This window comes from Streptomyces purpurogeneiscleroticus (assembly GCF_020024005.1).
GTDB classification, from domain to species: domain Bacteria; phylum Actinomycetota; class Actinomycetes; order Streptomycetales; family Streptomycetaceae; genus Streptomyces; species Streptomyces purpurogeneiscleroticus.
In genome coordinates this window covers 1-3,638 of sequence record NZ_NHSG01000096.1, presented here as the reverse complement: position 1 = coordinate 3,638, position 3,638 = coordinate 1, and the positions used below count along the sequence as shown (strand labels likewise).

Below are 3,638 nucleotides of genomic sequence, written 5' to 3'. Positions count from 1 at the left end.
GCCACGAGCGCCCATGGATCCCCGGACGGAACAGGACCTTCAATACCGTGACTGCACTGACCCTCAGTACTTCATCCGCCGCGACGCTGCGTGCGGACGCCGTTGTCGTCGGCCTCGCCAAGGGCGCCAAGGGCCCCGTCGTGGCACCCGGGGCCGAGGCCGTCGAGACGGCCTTCGACGGCAGGCTGGCCGACGTCCTGGAGACCCTGGGCGCGAGCGGCGCCGAGGGCGAGGTGACCAAGGTCCCGGGCGGTGCCGGGCTCAAGGCGCCGGTCGTGCTGGCGGTCGGTCTGGGCGAGGCCCCGGCCGAGGGCGAGGGTTACGACAACGAGGCGCTGCGCCGCGCCGCCGGTGCCGCCTCTCGTGCGCTGACCGGCACGAAGAAGGCCGCCTTCGCGCTGCCCGTCGAGGACGCCGACGCGGTCGCCGCGGTCGCCGAGGGCGCGCTGCTCGGCGCGTACAGCTTCACCGCCTACCGCAGCAGCAACGGCGACGCCAAGAAGGGCGCGGACAAGTCCGCGCCGCTGGCCGACATCGCCGTCCTGGGGGCCAAGCCGCGCGACAAGGCCCACAAGGCCGCCGCCGAGCGGGCCCAGGCGCTGGCCGCGGAGGTCAACCGCGCCCGCGACCTGATCAACACCCCCTCCAACGGCCTCACCCCCAAGACCTTCGCCGCCGAGGCGCAGACCGCGGGCAAGGAGTACGGCCTCAAGGTCGAGGTGCTGGACGAGAAGGCGCTCAAGAAGGGCGGCTACGGCGGCCTCATGGGCGTCGGCCAGGGCTCGGAGAACCCGCCCCGGCTGGTGAAGATCAGCCACACCCACGCCAAGGCGAAGAAGAGCCTGGCGCTGGTCGGCAAGGGCATCACCTACGACTCGGGCGGCATCTCCCTGAAGCCGGCCGGCCACAACGAGACGATGAAGTGCGACATGAGCGGCGCCGCCGCCGTGCTCTCCGCGGTCGTCACCGCAGCGCGCCTGGACCTCCCGGTCAACGTCACCGGCTGGCTCGCGCTCGCCGAGAACATGCCGTCGGGCTCGGCCACCCGCCCCGGCGACGTGCTGACCATGTACAGCGGCAAGACCGTCGAGGTGCTGAACACCGACGCCGAGGGCCGCCTCGTCCTCGCCGACGCGATCACCCGCGCCTCCGAGGAGGCCCCGGACGCGATCGTCGACGTCGCGACGCTGACCGGCGCCATGGTGCTGGCGCTGGGCAACCGCACCTTCGGCATCATGGCCAACGACGACGCCTTCCGTACCTCGATCCACGAGATCGCGACCGAGGTCGGCGAGCAGTCCTGGCCCATGCCGATGCCCGCCGAGCTGCGCAAGGGCATGGACTCCCCGGTCGCCGACATCGCGAACATGGGCGAGCGGATGGGCGGCGGCCTGGTCGCCGGCCTCTTCCTCCAGGAGTTCGTCGGCGAGGGCATCACCTGGGCACACCTGGACATCGCGGGCCCGGCCTTCCACGAGGGCGCCCCCTACGGCTACACCCCCAAGGGCGGCACCGGCTCCGCGGTCCGTACCCTGGTCCGGCTCGCCGAGCGCACCGCCGCCGGCGACCTGCTCTGACAGCCTGTACCCAGGCTCCGACCTGCTGCGGACGCAGCGCACCGACACGGCCCCGGGCTCCGCGCGCGGGGCCGTTCGTGCGGGCGCGGACAGGTGTTCGCTCTCGACGAAATCCGTAGGTCCGTACGCCTGCGTAACCCGTGCGGGCAGCCGATCGGCGGGCCCGGGGCCCGGCCCGCCGTCCCGCCCGTGTTCAACAAGTGCGAAGATGGGGCTCGGCAGGACAGGGCCCCCCTTACCCAGGGCCGAAGTACTAGCGGCCGAACAACAGCCGCCGTCCGGTCATCGGAGACCGGCTCCGGCGTACCCATGCATGGAGGACGTGACGTGGCGAACGACGCCAGCACCGTTTTCGACCTAGTGATTCTCGGAGGCGGTAGCGGCGGCTACGCGGCTGCCCTGCGCGGTGCGCAGCTCGGCCTGGACGTCGCCCTGATCGAGAAGAACAAGCTCGGCGGCACCTGCCTGCACAACGGCTGCATCCCCACGAAGGCGCTGCTGCACGCCGGTGAGATCGCGGACCAGGCCCGTGAGGCCGCCCAGTTCGGTGTCAAGACCTCGTTCGAGGGCATCGACATCGCCGGGGTCCACAAGTACAAGGACGAGGTCATCTCGGGCCTGTACAAGGGTCTGCAGGGTCTGGTCGCCTCCCGCAAGGTGACCTACATCGAGGGTGAGGGCCGGCTGTCCTCCCCCACGTCCGTCGACGTGAACGGCCAGACCGTCCAGGGCCGCCACATCCTGCTGGCGACCGGCTCCGTGCCGAAGTCGCTGCCGGGTCTGGAGATCGACGGCAACCGCATCATCTCCTCGGACCACGCGCTGACGCTGGACCGCGTGCCGGAGTCCGCGATCATCCTGGGCGGCGGCGTCATCGGCGTCGAGTTCGCCTCGGCGTGGAAGTCCTTCGGCACCGACGTCACCGTGATCGAGGGCCTCAAGCACCTCGTCCCGGTCGAGGACGAGAACAGCTCCAAGCTGCTGGAGCGCGCCTTCCGCAAGCGGGGCATCAAGTTCAACCTCGGCACCTTCTTCGAGAAGGCCGAGTACACCGAGAACGGCGTCAAGGTCACCCTTGCCGACGGCAAGACCTTCGAGGCGGAGGTGCTGCTGGTCGCGATTGGCCGCGGCCCCGTCTCCCAGGGTCTCGGTTACGAGGAGGCCGGGGTCGCCATGGACCGCGGCTACGTCCTCGTCGACGAGTACATGCGGACGAACGTGGAGACCATCTCCGCCGTCGGTGACCTCGTCCCCACGCTCCAGCTCGCGCACGTCGGCTTCGCGGAGGGCATCCTGGTTGCGGAGCGACTGGCCGGTCTGAAGACCGTGCCGATCGACTACGACGGCGTGCCGCGCGTGACGTACTGCCACCCGGAGGTGGCCTCGGTCGGTATCACCGAGGCCAAGGCCAAGGAGCTGTACGGCGCCGACAAGGTCGTCGCTCTGAAGTACAACCTCGCGGGCAACGGCAAGAGCAAGATCCTCAAGACCGCGGGCGAGATCAAGCTCGTCCAGGTCAAGGACGGTGCCGTGGTCGGCGTCCACATGGTCGGTGACCGTATGGGCGAGCAGGTCGGCGAGGCCCAGCTGGTCTACAACTGGGAGGCTCTGCCGGCCGAGGTTGCGCAGCTCATCCACGCGCACCCCACGCAGAACGAGGCGCTCGGCGAGGCCCACCTGGCCCTGGCCGGCAAGCCCCTCCACTCCCACGACTGACCCCAGTCCGGGCGCGACCACATCCCGCAATTCGTTAGGAGCAACTGAAACCATGGCGGTTTCCGTAACCCTTCCGGCGCTCGGCGAGAGCGTCACCGAGGGCACCGTCACCCGCTGGCTCAAGGCCGAGGGTGAGCGCGTCGAGGCCGACGAGCCCCTGCTCGAGGTGTCGACCGACAAGGTCGACACCGAGATCCCCGCCCCCGCGGCCGGCGTCCTGGCGTCCATCAAGGTCGCCGAGGACGAGACCGTCGAGGTCGGCGCCGAGCTGGCCATCATCGACGACGGCTCCGGCGCCCCGGCCGAGGCTGCCGCTCCGGCCGCCGAGGAGGCCCCGGCCCAGCC

General features: G+C 70.6%; 3 protein-coding genes. All 3 read left to right on the top strand.

The annotated features are described in order from the left end of the window. Window positions 1–47 precede the first annotated feature (47 nt). On the top strand, window positions 48–1,577 hold the full coding sequence (locus tag CCS38_RS03715; protein WP_223731736.1) for a leucyl aminopeptidase: 1,530 nt from the start codon (window positions 48–50) through the stop codon (window positions 1,575–1,577). Window positions 1,578–1,904: 327 nt separating this feature from the next. Further along, window positions 1,905–3,293 (top strand): dihydrolipoyl dehydrogenase, encoded by a 1,389-nt coding sequence (gene lpdA / locus CCS38_RS03710; RefSeq protein WP_030256793.1) that lies wholly within the window; start codon window positions 1,905–1,907, stop codon window positions 3,291–3,293. A 52-nt stretch (window positions 3,294–3,345) separates the two neighbouring features. Further along, window positions 3,346–3,638: biotin/lipoyl-containing protein (locus CCS38_RS03705; RefSeq protein ID WP_308050664.1), on the top strand; the 293-nt coding region annotated here is incomplete at its 3' end.